Annotated in this window: 11 protein-coding genes and 1 pseudogene; 7 read left to right on the top strand and 5 right to left on the bottom strand. The window is 56.8% G+C overall.

Annotated features, from left to right (window positions below; all coding sequences use genetic code 11):
* Positions 1–18: 18 nt before the first annotated feature.
* Positions 19–843 (bottom strand): alpha/beta fold hydrolase, encoded by an 825-nt coding sequence (locus tag KW837_RS27720; RefSeq protein ID WP_218399258.1) that lies wholly within the window; start codon positions 841–843, stop codon positions 19–21.
* A 34-nt stretch (positions 844–877) separates the two neighbouring features.
* Positions 878–1,453: a flavodoxin family protein gene (locus KW837_RS27715; RefSeq protein ID WP_123497653.1), complete on the bottom strand. Its 576-nt coding sequence runs from the start codon at positions 1,451–1,453 to the stop codon at positions 878–880.
* 323 nt (positions 1,454–1,776) lie between these two features.
* Here KW837_RS27715 and KW837_RS27710 point away from each other — a divergent pair, with 323 nt between their 5' ends.
* On the top strand, positions 1,777–4,578 hold the full coding sequence (locus KW837_RS27710; RefSeq protein ID WP_218399257.1) for a winged helix-turn-helix domain-containing protein: 2,802 nt from the start codon (positions 1,777–1,779) through the stop codon (positions 4,576–4,578).
* On the opposite strand, the gene KW837_RS27705 is transcribed toward KW837_RS27710, so the two are convergent.
* Positions 4,543–6,021 (bottom strand): winged helix-turn-helix domain-containing protein, encoded by a 1,479-nt coding sequence (locus tag KW837_RS27705; protein ID WP_218399256.1) that lies wholly within the window; start codon positions 6,019–6,021, stop codon positions 4,543–4,545. The two genes, KW837_RS27710 and KW837_RS27705, sit on opposite strands and share 36 nt — an antisense overlap.
* A 185-nt stretch (positions 6,022–6,206) precedes the next feature.
* Complete coding sequence (locus KW837_RS27700; protein WP_218399255.1) at positions 6,207–7,157, bottom strand: GlxA family transcriptional regulator; 951 nt, start codon at positions 7,155–7,157, stop codon at positions 6,207–6,209.
* Between the two features lie 216 nt (positions 7,158–7,373).
* Here KW837_RS27700 and KW837_RS27695 point away from each other — a divergent pair, with 216 nt between their 5' ends.
* Positions 7,374–8,096: a pirin family protein gene (locus tag KW837_RS27695; RefSeq protein WP_218399254.1), complete on the top strand. Its 723-nt coding sequence runs from the start codon at positions 7,374–7,376 to the stop codon at positions 8,094–8,096.
* 165 nt (positions 8,097–8,261) lie between these two features.
* On the opposite strand, the gene KW837_RS27690 is transcribed toward KW837_RS27695, so the two are convergent.
* On the bottom strand, positions 8,262–10,073 hold the full coding sequence (locus KW837_RS27690) for an ABC transporter ATP-binding protein (protein WP_218399253.1): 1,812 nt from the start codon (positions 10,071–10,073) through the stop codon (positions 8,262–8,264).
* A 246-nt stretch (positions 10,074–10,319) separates the two neighbouring features.
* Here KW837_RS27690 and KW837_RS27685 point away from each other — a divergent pair.
* From KW837_RS27685 to KW837_RS27665, 5 genes and pseudogenes are all read left to right on the top strand, one after another.
* Positions 10,320–10,452: pseudogene (locus KW837_RS27685) on the top strand (VOC family protein); the annotation flags it as partial.
* A gap of 572 nt (positions 10,453–11,024) precedes the next feature.
* Positions 11,025–11,753, top strand: coding sequence for a winged helix-turn-helix domain-containing protein (locus tag KW837_RS27680; RefSeq protein ID WP_218399252.1), 729 nt, complete (start codon positions 11,025–11,027; stop codon positions 11,751–11,753).
* An 11-nt stretch (positions 11,754–11,764) separates the two neighbouring features.
* A complete protein-coding gene (locus KW837_RS27675) occupies positions 11,765–12,520 on the top strand; it encodes an EAL domain-containing protein (RefSeq protein WP_218399251.1) in 756 nt (251 codons plus the stop codon).
* A gap of 38 nt (positions 12,521–12,558) precedes the next feature.
* Positions 12,559–13,227, top strand: a complete 669-nt coding sequence (locus KW837_RS29195; protein ID WP_218399250.1) for a winged helix-turn-helix domain-containing protein — start codon at positions 12,559–12,561, stop codon at positions 13,225–13,227.
* Between the two features lie 491 nt (positions 13,228–13,718).
* Positions 13,719–15,113 (top strand): undecaprenyl-phosphate glucose phosphotransferase, encoded by a 1,395-nt coding sequence (locus KW837_RS27665; RefSeq protein WP_123359312.1) that lies wholly within the window; start codon positions 13,719–13,721, stop codon positions 15,111–15,113.
* The last annotated feature ends 109 nt before the right edge of the window (positions 15,114–15,222 follow it).

Below are 15,222 nucleotides of genomic sequence, written 5' to 3'. Positions count from 1 at the left end.
GCGATCTTTTGATCTTGATCAGCCCTTGATGAACGCCAGCAGATCTTCGTTGAGTTGATCCTTGTGGGTATCGGTCAGGCCGTGGGGTGCTCCCGGATAGACCTTCAAGATGGAGCCCTTGACCAGTTTTGCCGCAGCGATACCGGCGGCGTCGATCGGCACGACCTGGTCGTCGTCGCCATGCACCACCAGGGTCGGTACGTCGAACTTCTTCAGGTCTTCGGTAAAGTCGGTTTCGGAGAACGCCTTGATGCAGTCATACGCGTTCTTGTGGCCGGACATCATACCCTGCAGCCAGAACCAGTCGATCATGCCTTGGGACGGCTTGGCACCCGGGCGATTGAAACCAAAGAACGGACCGCTGGCCAGATCCTTGTACAGCTGCGAACGGTCGGCCAGGGACGCCTGACGAATACCGTCGAACACTTCCAGCGGCAAGCCGCCAGGGTTGGCTTCGGTCTTGAGCATCAACGGCGGCACCGAGGAAATCAGCCCGGCCTTGGCCACGCGTCCAGTGCCGTGGCGACCAATGTAGCGCGCCACTTCGCCACCGCCGGTGGAGAAGCCGAACAGCACGGCGTTTTGCAGGTTCAGATGCTCGATCAGCTGCGCCAGGTCATCGGCGTAAGTGTCCATCTCATTGCCGAACCACGGCTGGCTCGAACGCCCGTGACCACGGCGATCGTGGGCAATGACCCGGTAACCTTTCGAAGCCAGGAAGATCATCTGCGACTCCCAGCTGTCAGCGTTCAATGGCCAACCGTGGCTGAAGACGATTGGCTGACCGGTGCCCCAGTCCTTGTAGTAAATCTCGGTGCCGTCTCGGGTGGTAAAGGTGCTCATGGTGATGTCTCCTCATGCATGGTTTTTGTGGCGGTTAATAAGAGGTGCGGACCATTCGTTCAGCCAGGCGTGCCACCCGTTCGCCCAAATGCGCGGCAGTGCGGCGGTCTTCGGGCGGCGGTGCAAGGTCGGGGGACTGTTCGACGTTCGATTGGGCCATGGCTCCCAGCGAACTGCCGAGCCGATTCAACTGCCCATCGAACAGGCCAATGCTGCTGCGCGCCGGCAGCAGGTCGAGGCCGACCCAGATCATCGAGTGCTGGGCGGCGAACACTGCCATCTGCTGCAAGGTGTTGAGCTTGTCGCCGCACAGGCAGCCTGAGTTGGTGAAGCCGGCGGCAAGTTTGTCGCGCCAGGGCTGGGCCAGGTAGAACGAGGCGGTAGCGTCCATGAAGCCCTTGAAGGCTGCCGAAGCACTGCCCATGTAGGTCGGGGCGCCAAAGATGATTGCATCGGCGCGGTGTAAGCGTTCCCAGTGATCGTCCACTTCTTCGACCGGAATCAGCCGACAGGTGCTGCCCAGGTGCCGTTCCACACCTTGGCCCACGGCCTCGGCCATGACCCGGGTGTGCCCGTAGCCACTGTGATAGACAACCACCACGTTGCTCATTCCGGCTCCTCCAGAAGGGTTCATCCTTTTTGCGGCACGCTTTTTGTTGCAAGAAGGCCGGTGCCTTCGGTTGAACTTGAAGGGATGGATTTTTGAGCGTAGACCGGACACACGACGAGTTAAACGTTGTTAATTTTCAACGGGGCGCCCACGCACCCGGCCAACACCGCACCCAATAAATACGGGATCGACAAGCGCTGACGGGAATCCAGCAGCCGATACACACACCTACGAGGTGCACGACAGAGCATTGCACTGCCGAAAAAACCTGAGGAATATGCCCCGATACCGTGCGATAGACGGATGCAAGCAGGAGTGACCCGTTGACCCTTTCTCCCGAACAGGCCATCCATTTCGGCCCTTACCGGATTTACCCCGGACAACGCCTGGTGATGGAGGCCGACCAGCCCTTGCGTCTAAGTCGGCGGGCCATGGACATTCTGTTGATCCTGCTGGAACACGCCGGGCAGGTGGTGAGCAAGCAGCAACTGATCGCCCGGGTCTGGCCCAAAAGCGTGGTGGAAGACATCAACCTGCGGGTGCACATGGCTGCGCTGCGCAAGGCCCTCGGTGATGGTCAGGCCGGCCAGCGCTACATCATCACCGTTGCTCAGCGCGGCTACAGTTTTGTCGCGCCGTTCTCTGTGGAGCACATCGAGCAAAGCCCGAAAAGCGCCGAAAATGGGAGCCGGCATAACCTGCCAATCCGTCGGACCCGCATGATTGGTCGTCAGGCTCTGGTCGACAGCGTGATAACGCAATTGACGCGGCAGCGTTTCATCACCCTCGTGGGCCCCGGCGGAATCGGCAAGACCACGGTGGCGCTGCGCGTCGCCGAGCAATTGATCAGCCACTACCGAGACGGCATTCGCCTGCTGGACCTGGCACCGATCAACGACCCTTTGATGATCACCACGCACTTGGCAACGCTGCTGGATTTATCCTTGCACGACGCCGAACCCATGAGCGGTCTCGCCACGTTCCTGCGCGAACGGCAGATGCTGCTGGTCATCGACAATTGCGAACACTTGATCGATGCCATTGCGTTGCTCAGTGAAAGCATCCTGCGCGCGGCGCCCCAAGTGCACATTCTGGCCACCAGCCGCGAGAGCCTGCGGGCCGAAGGCGAGTTCGTGCAGCGCCTGGAATCGCTGGACTGCCCACCGCCCATCGCCGTGCTCGACCGCGCTCAGGCGCTGACGTTTTCGGCGCTGCAATTGTTTGTCGAACGGGCGATGGCCAGCCACGACAGTTTCGAACTGAGCGAAGCCGAACTGCCGCTGGCCATTGAAATCTGCCGGCGTCTGGACGGCATACCGCTGGCCATCGAACTGGCGGCAGCGCAAGTGGGCAGCCTGGGTTTGAGTGGGTTGCTGTTGCAGCTGCAAGGCAACTTTCGCCTGCTCACCCAAGGCTGCCAAACGACCTTGGGCCGCCATCAGACGCTGCGCGCGACGCTGGACTGGAGCTTCGAACTGCTCAATGCCTGCGAGCAAATCTGCCTGCGTCGACTGGGTATTTTTCGGGGCGCCTTCACCCTGGAGTCGGCGGCCGCCGTGATCGTCGGCGAACACCTCGAGCCCGATGTGGTATTCGGTTCAATCACCCAACTGGTCGCCAAGTCATTATTGAACGTGGAAGTCGGCGACGAAGAAGTGTTCTACCGGCTGCTCGACACCACACGTGGCTATGCACTGGAAAAACTCGCCCAGGCCCAGGAATTGCCGGACACCCGCGAGCGCCACGCCGAACGCTGCCTGACCTTGATGCAGCAAGCCCAGAACGACTGGGAGCAGATCTCGAGCGAGCGCTGGACCGAGCGTTACGCCCGCAACCTGGAAGACATCCGTTCTGCACTCGATTGGGGCTTGAACGCTCAAGGACCGCAGGCCTTGGCGATCCGCCTCGCTGCAACCTCGACGCCGCTCTGGCAGGAACTGTCGCTGCTCAAAGAGCACGGCGTGTATGTGCGCAAAGCTTTGGCGTTGCTCGAAGCGACGCGTCAGCCCTGCCCGCGTGTGACCATGACCCTCAAGCTTGCCCTCGGCAGTTCCTGCTACCACACCCTGGGCAGCAGCGACGAAGCCGTCGAAGCGTTTGTCAGCGCCAAATACCTGGCCGAACACTGCAACGATGTGGCCGGTCAGCTCAAGGCGATTTCCGGGCACTTGGCGGTTGATCTTAGTTGCGGCCACTACCAACAGGCCCTGGAGCAGAGCCGACAATTTGAGCAGTTGGGGCTGCACGGTGATGCGGTGTTGGCCCTAAGCACCCAACGCTTGCGGGTTCTGGCGCTGCACTTTGCGGGGGATCAGGCTCTGGCGCGGGAGAATGTCGAACAGGTTATTCAATGCCTGGCCCAGAGCGGGCACCTCAACCGCTTCACCTACTGTTTTGGTGTGCATTACGATCAAAGCGTCGCAGCCCTGACGATTCTGGCACGCATTCTCTGGTTACAAGGGCACCCGGAAAAAGCCTGGCACACCGCACGACAGGCGCTCGACATCGCGATGCAGATCAATCATGGCACGTCCATCTGCTACACCCTGGCGCTGGCCGGTTGCCTGATCGCTCACTACAACGGCGACACCCCGGTCGCCCGCGAGCTCCTGAACCTGCTGCTTGAACAGGCGAAGAAACACTCGGTGCTGCTGTTCTACACGTGGGCCAAACATTACGCGCAGGTGATCGAGGGGGCCGATGCGCCCTCCTCGCCGCAAGCAAACAGCGGGTTGATCAAGGAAATCATGGTCACGCTGGACAGCCGCTTCATCGATGATGCGCTGCTGGAACGGGCCGAAAACGGCACGGCGGGTTGGAGCACCGCGGAAATTCTGCGAGCCCGGGCCGACGCGTTGCTGACCGAGGATTGCCCGACCGGGGTCAGTGCGGCTGAGGCGGTGCTGTTCAAAGCTTTAGCCGTGGCAAAAACCCAGGGAGCGCTGGCCTGGGAACTGCGTAGCGCCACCTCATTGGCCCAACTATGGCAGCGTCAGGGTCACTTTCAGCAAGCCTATGAGCTGTTGGCGCCGATTTACCAGCGCTTCACCGAAGGCTTTGCCACACCGGACTTGACGAAAGTCCGTCGGCTACTCGACGAGCTGCAGCGACACCTGCCCGGCTGATGTCCAGCGTGCCCGGCTGATGTAGCCCTCATAACGCAGTTCACAGGCGCGCAAGTAGCCACTGTCGTCGAGTTTTTCCAGGGCATAGGCGCGGGTGGTGTTGAGGAAACGGTAACGGGTCACGCCGCTGCTCTGCTCCACCGACAGCAGCGATTTGCGCGCCAGGCTTTCCACCCCTTTAACCAGACTGGCAGGCAACAGCACCGCGCAACTGATCACGCCAATTGCCGCGTCCAGGGTGAACGCCATTTTGAACACTGCCAGCCGCTGCAGCACGGTTTGCTCCAACGGGCTTAGCTGTTCATAGCTCCAGTCCAGTGCGGCTTTCAGGCTCTGATGCCGTGGCACGGCAGTGCGCCGCCCCTGTGTCAGCAGTTGAAAACAGTTACCCAGTTGCGCTTGCAACCCCACCAACGCCAACGCATCGATCTGCGCCGCCGCCAGTTCAATGGCCAAGGGCAGGCCATCCAGGCGCCGACAGATTTCGCGCACTGCCTTGAGGTCCTGTTGGCGCAGGGCAAACCCTTGCTGACGGGCTCGGGCGCGGCTGACCAACAGCTGCACCGCCGAATAACCCATGGCCTCGGCCACGTTGTATATCGCTGAGGCCGGCGGCACCGCCAGGGCCGGTATATGCAGCAGCGTTTCTCCCGCCGCTCGCAGGGGTTCGCGGCTGGTGGCCAGGATCGACAGCCGTGGCGCCGAGGCCAACAGATTGTCTACCACTGCCCGACAGCATTCGAGCAGGTGATCGCAATTGTCGAGCACCACCAAGGCATGCCGCTGCTCCAGCGCCGCCCCGCCGACGTCCAGTTCCAGCGTGCGCGACAGATGCTCGACGAGTTGCCCCGGGTCATCGATGGTCGCCAGATCAACCCTCCAGACACCGTCCTGATAGTGCTGCAACAGCAACTCGGCCACGCGCAGCGCCACGGTAGTTTTGCCAATGCCGGCGGGACCAATCAAAGTCATGAGACGTCGAACCGGCAACTGCCGGGCCACACTGCCGACGATCGAGTCGCGACCGGTCACCGGTGTGAGCCGCGCAGGCAGGTTGTGCTGAGGCTTGTGTTCCGTCTCGACCGGCACCGGCGAGCCTGTCCCGTCGCGTTGTACCGGGGCGATGAAGCTGTAGCCGCGCTGGGGAATATTGACGATGTAACGCTGGCCGTTCTGGCCATCGCCAAGTGCCCGACGCAGGGCGGCGATATGCACACGCAGGTTGATTTCCTCGACCACCGAGGTCGGCCAGACATGCGCGATCAGGGCATCCTTACTCACCACTGAACCGGCGCGCTCGAGCAGCACCTGCAAAATATCCAGGGCCCGCCCGCCCATGCGCAGCGCTCGATCACCGTCCAGGATCAGTCGCTGATGCAGGTGGAACGCGTAGGGCCCGAAGCGCAGCACCGCATCGCTGTTTATATTGCTGAGGCTGTTCATGCACGTTCATGCGCTGAAAACCTGGGCCGGCTCAAGGCACTGCAAAATCCATCGCCCCCGTCCATCCAGGCTCCCGCATCTCCATGGCAAAGAGTTCATAGGTATCTTGGCAGGCATGGGTGACGGTACAACGGCCACGGGAGGAGCATCACGGCCATCACGGTGCGCGTGACGGACAACGCCCCCTAACTGAACTGTTCGCGGTACTGAGTGGGGGTCAGGCCGAGCTTTTCACTGAACAGAAAGCGCATATGCCGCACGCTGCCGAAGCCACTTTTATAGGCCACGGTCTTGAGCGGCAGGTCGCTGGTTTCCAGCAGGTTCCTGGCACAATCGATGCGCGCACTTTGCAGAAACTCCATGGGCGTCATGTTCACTTCCCGGGCGAAAACCCGGGCAAAGTGCCGCGCACTCAAGTTCACCAGGCTGGCCATGCGTTCGATGCTGAACGCTTCATCAAGGTGTTCGAGCACATGGTTCTGCACCCGGGTGATCGGCGTTTCATGGGGTGCCACTGCCGCCATCAACGGGCTGAACTGCGCCTGCCCGCCCTGGCGTTTCATTACCACCAACAACACCTTGGCGACGTCCTGGGCGACCTTCTTGCCATGGTCTTCGGCAACCACCGCGAGCGCCAGGTCGATGCCAGCGGTGACGCCGCCAGAGGTGATGAGATTGCGGTCTTGTACGTAAATCTGATCGGTCTCGACGGTGGCCTTGGGGAAGCCTTTGATCAGACGTTCGGTGTAATGCCAGTGAGTGGTCACGCGATAGCCGTCCAGCAGCCCGGCATGCCCGAGCACGAATGCGCCAGTGCAGATCGACCCATAACGGTTCGCCCGGGTGACAGCGCCCTGAAGCCAGGCGAGCAATGACGGATGTTTTTCGTTGTAGGCTCCCGGCCCGCCCGGCACCAGCAACAAGTCATAGCGCTCGTTCGCCTGATCGATATGCAAATCGGCCTGAACGTTAACGCCGTTTGAGGCTCGCAGCGCGCCCGGCTCGGTGCCGATGGTCGACAGCTCGTAACGGTCCGCCGAATCCAGATAACGATTGGCGATGGAAAACACCTCCATGGGACCGGCCATGTCGAGCAGAAGAAAGTCGGGGAACAGCACCATTGCCACGGTTTTCATGGATTGGACATCACTGATATCAGAGAAGAAGGAAAATAGCGTCAGCAGTGCTGAGCATTATGGCCAAATGTAACAACAAGGATACGCGAACCAGCACCAAAAACTGTCAACCTGAAAGAGACAGTATTTCAATTTTCATCTACTTATTGCACCAAACGGTAAACATTAACCTTCTCCTCACTCGGACGAATTCACGTCCTGACAGGAGATTTCATCATGCTGACCCTTCGTAAAGCTTCGGATCGCGGCGCGGCCAATCACGGTTGGTTGAAGTCGTTCCATACCTTCTCCTTCGCCAACTACCGCAACCCTCGGGAGCAGGGTTTTTCAGACTTGCTGGTGATCAACGACGACCGTGTGGCGGCTGGCAAAGGCTTTGGCCAGCACCCTCACCGCGACATGGAGATTTTTTCCTATGTGCTCGAAGGTGCCCTGGAACACAAGGACACCTTAGGCACCGGTTCGGTGATCCGTCCCGGTGATGTGCAATTGATGAGCGCTGGCAGCGGCGTGGCTCACAGCGAGTTCAACCATTCGACGAGCAAACCGGTGCACTTCCTGCAAATCTGGATCGTGCCAGAGGTTAGCGGCGCCAAACCGCGTTACCAGCAAGAGCACTTCAGCACGCAGAAAAAACGCGGGCGCTTGCAACTGATCATCTCCCCGGATGGCGCCAACGGTTCGCTGAAAGTTCGCCAGGATGCGCGGGTATATGCCGGCCTGATCGACGGCAAGGAAAGCGCCACCCTGGAACTGGCCGCCGATCGTTACGCCTATGTGCATGTGGCGCGCGGCAGTGTCGAGTTGAACGGCATGCCGTTGCAGGAAGGCGATGGTGTGCGGGTTCGGGAAGAACAGGTGCTGAGCTTGAGCAACGGCGTGGATGCCGAGGTGTTGGTGTTTGATTTGCGGCCGCAGGAGATGCCGCAAATGCCGTGAAGCCGGTGTTTCAATGCGCAAAAAAGCCTGCGGGCTAATGCTGGTCAGTTAAACGCAATCCCTGTGGGAGCGGGCTTGCTCGCCAAGGCGTCGGGTCAGCCAGCATCAATGTTGAATGACACACCGCCTTCGCGAGCAAGCCCGCTCCCACAGGGGATTAAGGCGCTACCGGTAACCGCGAGCCTGCACGCTGAACAACTGCGCATACCGCCCGCCCGCCTCGACCAGGCTGTCGTGATCGCCTCGCTCAAGGATCGAGCCCTGGTCCAGCACGATGATGTGATCGGCATTGCGCACGCTGGAGAACCGATGAGAAATCAGCAACGTCATGCGGCCTTCGGTGTGTTGACTGAAATGCTCGAACACCGCCGCTTCCGCCGCCGGGTCCAGGGCCGAGGTTGGCTCATCCAGAATCAGGATATCGGCGTCGCGGCGCATGTAGGCGCGAGACAAAGCGATTTTTTGCCATTGTCCACCGGACAACTCCTGCCCACCGGCAAACCACCGCCCCAATTGCGTGGCATAACCGCGATCCAGACGCTCGATGAAGGGCGCGGCCATGCCCTCGGTGGCCGCTTGCTGCCAGCGCGTTTCATCGTTGAACGCCAAGGTATCGCCCACGCCGATATTCTCGCCCACGGAGAACTGGTAGCGAATGTAGTCCTGGAAGATCACGCCGATGCGTCGTCTCAGCGCTTCTTCGTCCCAGGACTGCAAATCGCTGCCATCCAGCAAAATACGACCCTGATCGGGGCGATACAGCCGAGTCAGCAACTTGATCAGTGTGGTTTTGCCCGAGCCGTTTTCCCCCACCAGGGCGACGCTGTGGCCAGGCATCAGGTGTAGATCGATACCCTGCAAAGCGGCGCGGCTCGCTCCCGGATAACGGAAACCGACGTTCTCGAAACGCAAACCGTCGCCGGGCACCGCGCCCACGGTAAGGCTTCCGCTATCGGCAATAACCGGTTCGGCCAAATACTCGTAGAGGCTCGACAGGTAAAGGCCATCCTCGTAAAGACCACTGATCGCGCTCAAACTGCTGCTCACGGCGGCCTGCCCCTGCTTGAACAGCACCAGGTACATGGTCATTTGCCCAAGGGTGATATTGCCGTGAACGGTATCGACCACGACCCAGGCGTAGGCCAGATAAAACGCAGCGGTGCCGAGCAGCCCCAGCACAAAACCCCAGCCATCACGACGCAATGTCAGGCGCCGGTCTTCGGCGTAGAGACGCGCAAACGTGTCCCGATAACGCTGCAACAGCAGCGGCGCGAAACCGAACAGTTTCACCTCTTTGATGTAACCCTCATGGGAGAGCAGCGTCTCGATGTAATTCTGCTGCCGGCTCTCCGGCGCCCGGCGCGTGAACAGGCGAAAGGCATCCCCGGAGAAATGCGCTTCGGCAAAGAACACCGGCAACGCCCCAACCACCAGCAGCACCAGCGCCCACGGCGAAAAATGCACCAGTAACACACCGAAACTGATCAACACGATCAGGTTCTGGATCAGCCCCAGCGACTTCATTACCAGCGCCAGCGGCCGGGTCGATGCCTCGCGTCGCACCCGTACCAGCTTGTCGTAGAACTCGGAATTCTCGAACTGGACCAGTGATAAGGTCTGGGCCTTCTCCAGAATCATCGTGTTAACCTTCTGCCCCAGCTGCACCCGCAACAGCGATTGCTGAACCGACAATGCACGCTGTGTCCCGGACAGCAACGCAAGCACGCCTGCTTCAAACAGCACATACCGCACAACCGGCCATAATGGCGCACTGCCCTGTTGGGCGTGCAATTGCATGGCGGTGACTACGGCATCAACAATCCGCTGCCCCAACCAGGCCGCCAGCGCCGGCAGCACACCGGCAACCAGAGTTGCCAGCACCAATCCCAGAAACAGCCCGCGGGACGTTCCCCAGACCAGCAACAAGGCACGTCTCGCCTGATCGAGCAAAGAGGCGAAGCGGTTCAGGACGGGCATAGGACGAGGGACTCGCTGGCAGATGTCAGAGAAGCGCGGCGGTTCTACAGTACGTGAAACAAGCCATCACAAGGCGATAAGCCTCGCTTGGCCCATAGAAAAACACCTGAAAAATACCACCGCTCGCCAGGTTTTAGCGCTTTGCTATCTGGAGTCAATGCCCACCGGCATTCGAGCACGAACCTGAACGTCCCCCTCTCAATAACCGCCTGATCTTCAACGGCGACTGCGAGGCCGCTTTTACGAAATGTCGACAGTGTGGTGGAGGCAGAACGGTTTTTTGCTGCCGCGGGAGGCGACGTTCTGGGCGGTCCGTTTCGCAATGCTGGTCGATCGGTTTGGCGTTGCGTGGATGGTTAATTGCAAAAAGGACGGTTAGTACTAAAATTTAATGGCGCTTTAATATCAGCTTTTGGATTTTTTCAATAGCCAAACAGAATAACTACCCGCTGACAATTATCCTTTCGGACATAAATATTACTAATATAATGCGAAAAGCCTCAATTAATATGGTCATTCGCCCTAAAAAGAGGCGATCGCTGTACTAATCGCCATCCCAACGTGCACCTACATGACCCTAGAACACCGTGGAATATCCTTATAAATCAACTCCAATTTTCAAAAATGCGGACATCCGCACCGTTCATACGCAAGACTCCGCAGTTGTGCTTCGTTCTGCAGCCAGGTGGGCAATTAGCCATCGCATCTGTATTGCTGCTCATAGAAAAGTCAACCTAAAAAGCCTGGTCCGACTGAAAGGGGCCACCAACTAAGTCCGATCACAAACACCAATGGGCTTAAGCCTCGGCATTTGCCTATGTCATTGAATCAGCTAAAACTACAGGGCATGGAGTACGTGTGTTCCAGACGGGAAATGTTATAAAAAGTCAGATAACGTCAGTATTTTGTGTATTAAGATTGCAACGCCAGCACATATGAGTAATTTGCACGATGAGTACTGAGAGCAAAATCGAAAATAGCCAGAGAGGTATTCTCGCTATTGGGCGCACTTGGCGCTCGACAGAGAAACTTCGCCAACTATTTGTACCTAATCTCACACATGTTTATACATTAGATTATCCAAACCCGGCAAGCATGGATATCGAAACGCAAACACTCGATACCGTACTGATCGATATTGAAACCCCCTCCATATTTAATGATAGCCTGGCACTGATCAAGAAGTTACGTACGAATCCGACAGAACTGGCCATTATCGTTGCAATCAACTATCGCTCTCCGCACGCTAAAATTGAATGTTACTTGGCCGGAGCCAATCACTGCATCAATGTACCTAACGATCAGGATGAAAAAGCCAGGTTACTCTCAGAACTGCTCGAAACCCCTGAATGGCAGCCGAGTATAAAGTTGACTCTGGACCAAACATGCCTGCACTTATACAACGATGAATACAAACTGGATCTAGCCTATCAGGAAATGAAAGCCCTGGATGCGCTTATCAATGCAGAAGGCAATATCCTGCACCATGATTGCATGGCCGAATCCATGGGTTTGAATATAAAACTCTACGACTCACGCGTCCTGGAGAAATCCATAAGCCGGCTTCGAAATAAAATCAAAAAACACTTTGGCATTAACATCATTCACAGTGTACGTGGTTATGGTTATCGACTGCTTCGAGGGGTCGTCTCAGTCAATCAAACAAATTTTCACTCTTAAAGGACTAGGAAATGGAGCCCGGCAGGCAAGCTATAGCGCACGAAAACTTCGCATTGGTATTCTTCAGGCAATCGATTCTGAAACGAAACGATGAACTGTTCGGCAGCGAAATCTATGCCAAGGCGACCAAACAGGAGACACCTCTGAACAAGGGGTATCAACAACTGCATTCCGATCATCCACTGGCGACTTATTACGAAGTCCTGACACGGATCCAATTGAATGCCCTCTCACAGATTGAGGCGACACCTTCCCATTCCGTACCGGCGCCAAACAAACTGTTCGTGACCATGAATCAATCTGCTTTATTGGATAAAGCGCTGATCAAGGAAATGAACGATGCTCAAGCGATACTCAAAAAACATGAGCAACAGCTAATCCCCAGCATTAACAGCAGTTCGTTCCTGTCGTTCAACCTGAAAGAAAAAAGAACTATTATCAATCATATTCACTTATTGAAAGACAATGGTATCGAGATCGCTTTCGATGGCTATGATTTAAGCGACGACAGCACCGAAAAACTGATCAGCCTGGCCCTCTTCGATTACATAAAAGTGGACCTGACCAAATCCAATTTCGACATCATGGTCGAAAACAGCCAGGATTTTTTCAACCGGTCTTATGACTGTCTGAGCGGCATGATCCATGACAGCAAGATCAAATTCGTGGCGGACAGGGTGGAGCACAAAGCGCTACACACACTGGCTCGCAGCATGCCCTTCGACTTTTTTCAGGGGAGGTACTACTCGCCGACTGAGCTCATTTAAGTTTTGAAAACTTCACCAGACTAGGAAGGAACCTTATTGTGAACACGCCGAATAACAGCTTTCTGATTTTCACCCGGGATCAACTGGCCCGACAAGCAATCGAATCGCTTCTCGCGCAACGCCTGTATTTATCTTTTGAAATCGAGTCAGGTAAACTCAGCAGCGAACGCATCCGAAAGAGTCGATTCACGCACATCCTGCTCGACCAGGCGGACATATCGCTAAGCGATGTCAGTTTCATCCGTAAAAATCAAAAAGATGCGGAAATCATCCTCATAACACCCAACTCTGAATCTTCAGAACTCCATCACTTTTCGCACTTCGGTGTTGATGGCTTTCTCAAGAAGCCGGTGGCTGACGAAGAGTTCATCTCGGCAGTCAGTCGGGTTAAAGAGTCCCAGGGCAATCCTGATATCTGGTGGTTTAACGCTGACGATCGAACACTGGCCAAAGAAGACATCACTATTCCATTGACCGGTACCGAATCGTTAATGCTCACCCAACTGGTACTCAGCGATCGACGTGTACTCAGCAAAAACGATCTTATTCTACGCATCGACAAAGACCCGGAACAATATAGCGGCCTTGAAATGTGCCTGAGCCGATTGCAGAAAAAGTTCAAGACGGCAGCCAATGGAGAACGGCTGATCCGCTCGGTTAGAAACCGTGGTTACTGCCTGGCACAGAGGATAAGAGTCGCCTACTGAGCGAAAGATCGCAAAAAACAATAACAATAAACGCGATTCTCCGCCCCACTTGATACACCTCCCACACCCACCACCTGCCTCTTCGCACCGCATATCCTGACTATCGCCATAAACTCTCCTATGGCGCACGCTCCGCTTTCCCCTCGCCTAGCCGGCAAACGTTTTTCGAATGCCGCAATTATATAGATGATTGAGCGATATCCTCCTAACAAAACAGCACGACCTTTTATAACAAGGCCTCTAAAAGTGTGGCCGTTATAATTCGTCAGACACCCACGAAGATTTAGGTACTAGTATAAAAACCTGACACTGAGACAACCGTATCAGCTGACTTTAAAACAAAGCCTGGATGGCCAGCCATAAGCCCCGTTATTCCCTTCTAATAATAAAAACATTTCCTGACTGACGCGCTCGCTCAGCCTTTGTGCGTGGCTGCCATTTATTAACCGTCGACTGATACACAACGTGGCGCAGGCCCGAGGGACACCGCGATGGTACATAATCGTATTAATCGAAATAACATAACCAAAGGACTGACCTTCTGGGGGCAATGGATAATTGCCATCACTTCGGTCAATACATTGTTATTTGGTCTGGCGTTGTACCAGACAGGAGAAATCGACGCCCATTATCGTGTGCTTGCAGTACTCACGTTCCTCGGTTCGGTCCCTTCCTACTCCCTGCTGCTGGTCTATCACAAGCAGCATAGTTACCTCAGCGGCTTGGCGCGCCTGCTACTGGGATGGCTGCTGCTGCTGGCCGGACTGACCAGTATTGGTTTTTTCAGCAAGACCAGCGAATTGTTCTCCCGGGAAATCATCGTGGTCTGGGCCGCGGCCGGTTATTGCATTCAGGCCTTGCTGTACCTGCCATTGCACAGTTTTTCCAAGCACTACCAGCGGCAATTGCACAGCCAGTACAACACCCTGATTATCGGCACCGATCAACTGGCGGTGAATCTGGCAGACAAACTGACCAAAACCGAGTACCCACCGCTGGTAGGCCTGATCAGCTCAAATCCAAACGAGCTGTCTACCCAGGTCAATGCCCACCGGGTTTTGGGCCCATTGCAGGAACTGCGTGAGCTGATCCAGGTGCACGACGTCCGGCGGCTGTACATCGCGCTGCCCTTGAGCGAAGCCAAACAGGTCGAGGCGCTGTACATCGACCTGCTCGACGCCAATGTCGATGTGGTCTGGGTTCCCGACCTGGGCAGCATGACGCTGCTCAATCACTCCATCAGCGAACTGGACGGCCTGCCTGCCATCCACCTCAATGAAAGCCCGCTGACCAGTTACCCGACAGCCGCGCTGAGCAAGACCTTGCTGGACAGAAGCCTCGCCGCCCTCGCGCTGATCGGCTTCAGCCCGCTGCTTTTGGTGATCGCCGCCGCCGTGAAGATTTCTTCCCCGGGCCCGATCATCTTCAAACAGGAACGGCACGGCTGGAACGGCAAGATCATCAAAGTCTGGAAGTTCCGCTCCATGCGCCTGCACGACGACCACCAGGTCCGCCAGGCCGGCCGTGAAGACCCGCGCATTACTGCGGTCGGCCGCTTCATTCGACGCACCTCCATCGATGAACTGCCGCAGTTCTTCAACGTGCTGCAAGGCCATATGGCGCTGGTCGGGCCGCGGCCCCATGCGATCGCGCATAACGACTACTACACCGGCAAGATTCAGGCTTACATGGCCCGCCATCGAATCAAACCGGGCATCACCGGGCTCGCCCAGATCAGCGGCTGCCGTGGCGAAACCGAGACCCTCGACAAGATGCAAAAGCGTGTGGAGATCGACCTCAACTACATCAACAACTGGTCGTTGTGGCTCGATATCAAGATCCTGATCAAGACCCCTTTTACGCTGTTTTCCAAGGACATCTATTAATCCCCGCGACTCCCCCCCGCCTATTATCTTCACCTTGCGGCTAACAACGCTGCAGCCTGGGCAGTCAGACCTCTGACTGCCCAGAGCCCCCTCCATCTCATTTCATTTC

The organism is Pseudomonas sp. PDM24 (assembly GCF_019218905.1).
GTDB lineage: Bacteria > Pseudomonadota > Gammaproteobacteria > Pseudomonadales > Pseudomonadaceae > Aquipseudomonas.
Note: the sequence above shows the minus strand (reverse complement) of the source record. Positions and strands in the feature narration are given on the sequence as shown.

Bases quoted from the DNA above. Each gene is read 5' to 3' on its own strand.
- KW837_RS27665 (WP_123359312.1), top strand. From the start codon at position 13,719: ATGGTACATAATCGTATTAATCGAAATAACATAACCAAAGGACTGACC.
- KW837_RS27720 (WP_218399258.1), bottom strand. From the start codon at position 843: ATGAGCACCTTTACCACCCGAGACGGCACCGAGATTTACTACAAGGAC.
- KW837_RS27715 (WP_123497653.1), bottom strand. From the start codon at position 1,453: ATGAGCAACGTGGTGGTTGTCTATCACAGTGGCTACGGGCACACCCGG.
- KW837_RS27700 (WP_218399255.1), bottom strand. From the start codon at position 7,157: ATGAAAACCGTGGCAATGGTGCTGTTCCCCGACTTTCTTCTGCTCGAC.
- KW837_RS27695 (WP_218399254.1), top strand. From the start codon at position 7,374: ATGCTGACCCTTCGTAAAGCTTCGGATCGCGGCGCGGCCAATCACGGT.
- KW837_RS27705 (WP_218399256.1), bottom strand. From the start codon at position 6,021: ATGAACAGCCTCAGCAATATAAACAGCGATGCGGTGCTGCGCTTCGGG.
- KW837_RS27680 (WP_218399252.1), top strand. From the start codon at position 11,025: ATGAGTACTGAGAGCAAAATCGAAAATAGCCAGAGAGGTATTCTCGCT.
- KW837_RS27690 (WP_218399253.1), bottom strand. From the start codon at position 10,073: ATGCCCGTCCTGAACCGCTTCGCCTCTTTGCTCGATCAGGCGAGACGT.
- KW837_RS27675 (WP_218399251.1), top strand. From the start codon at position 11,765: ATGGAGCCCGGCAGGCAAGCTATAGCGCACGAAAACTTCGCATTGGTA.